General features: G+C 60.3%; 2 protein-coding genes. One reads left to right on the forward strand and one right to left on the reverse strand.

The features are described 5' to 3' along the window. Positions 1 to 41 precede the first annotated feature (41 nt). The gene (locus tag NW852_RS04645; protein ID WP_414338292.1) at positions 42 to 677 is read right to left on the reverse strand and encodes an exopolysaccharide biosynthesis protein; all 636 of its coding nucleotides are present in this window, start codon (positions 675 to 677) and stop codon (positions 42 to 44) included. A 98-nt stretch (positions 678 to 775) separates the two neighbouring features. On the opposite strand from NW852_RS04645, the gene NW852_RS04650 reads away from it, so the two are divergent. Next, a complete protein-coding gene (locus tag NW852_RS04650) occupies positions 776 to 1,201 on the forward strand; it encodes a hypothetical protein (protein WP_414371788.1) in 426 nt (141 codons plus the stop codon). Positions 1,202 to 1,230: the final 29 nt, after the last annotated feature.

The following is a 1,230-nucleotide window of genomic DNA, read 5'->3' on the forward strand; positions in this document are numbered from 1 at the left end:
CCCAACTCCCCTCTCCCTCCGGGAGAGGGGCTGCTAGGGCGCTATCTTCTCAGCCAATCCAACAGAGTCGTTCCCCCCAGCCACAGGCCCACCAAAATGGAAGTGGTCAGTAGCCCCCCTGCCACACAGATCAGGGATCCCAGGCTGCAGAGGAGCCCATCTTCTTCCAGGAGACCGAAGGCGGTGACGAAGATCCCCATCGCCGGCAGGGTGTTGGTGCCGGGCACGGGAATGATCATGGAAATGCCCATCAAACCAATCCAAGTGCCCAGCCAGACCTGGCCCAGGCGGCTGGTGCAGACTCGTTGCCAACGGGGGCAGGCAACTTTTTCAATGCGCTGCAACCATGGGATCCCGGCCTGCACCCACTTTTGCAATTGCTTCCGTTCAATCGATGTCTGCAGCACCCATGGTGGCAACCAGGGAGTGGTTCGCCCTGCCAGCATTTGCAGGGCCAGCAGTAGGATGACCACGCCAAAGGGAGTGGAATAGCCAGGGGCCGGCAGAGGTAAAGCCGAGGGAAAAGACAGCACTGCCAAAAACAAGCCAAAGCTGCGCTCGCCCGCCAGTTTGAGAATCTCTTCAATGCAGATCGCCACGGGTGGGGATCCCTCAGGCTGCTCTGGGTTGGCGGGAAGGCAGGCAAATCGGGCTAGCTCTTGGGATAGACGAGCCATAGGGGAGTCTGCAAACGGTTTGGGAGCCAACGATAGCCTACTGCAAATTCAAGGTTTGTTGGATATCTTGAGCGAAGGGGTGGTTTTGGAGAGGTAAGATGAGTGGCGAAGCACTGGGCAAGAGGTTGGGCAGCGGTGGCCTTGGAGAAGGTCTAAAGAAGCGCGCCCCGCTCAGCCAAGAAATGGGTAGGTTGGGGGGATCCCTACTGCTGGGATCCCTGTTGGTGGCAGGGCACGGTGTGGCCCTGGCTGAAGCGCAGTTGGAGGTGGGTACCTCCACCACCTTGCCCCCCCAGTCGGCTCCGCCGGTGTTGCCACCCCCACCGGTGGGAGTGCGACAAATTAGAGAGGATACCGATCCTGAGCAAACCGCCGATATGCCCCTTTCCTTGATGGCCGAGCAGGTGCTGGAGGCGGTGTGCGAAGCGCAAATCGATGCCCAACGCGCCCTGGCCCTCATGCCCGATCTGAGCGAATCCCACATCCGCGCCGCCTGTCCCAAGCGGCTGATCCCCAAAAGCTGAAGGAAAACAAAGGCGGCCCCAGACCTTGG

The sequence above is a fragment of the Synechococcus sp. H60.1 genome, from assembly GCF_047462335.1.
Taxonomy (GTDB): domain Bacteria; phylum Cyanobacteriota; class Cyanobacteriia; order Thermostichales; family Thermostichaceae; genus Thermostichus.

What these genes read in the sequence shown, in the direction of transcription:
- NW852_RS04645 (WP_414338292.1), bottom strand. Translation starts at nt 677, where the DNA reads ATGGCTCGTCTATCCCAAGAGCTAGCCCGATTTGCCTGCCTTCCCGCC.
- NW852_RS04650 (WP_414371788.1), top strand. Translation starts at nt 776, where the DNA reads ATGAGTGGCGAAGCACTGGGCAAGAGGTTGGGCAGCGGTGGCCTTGGA.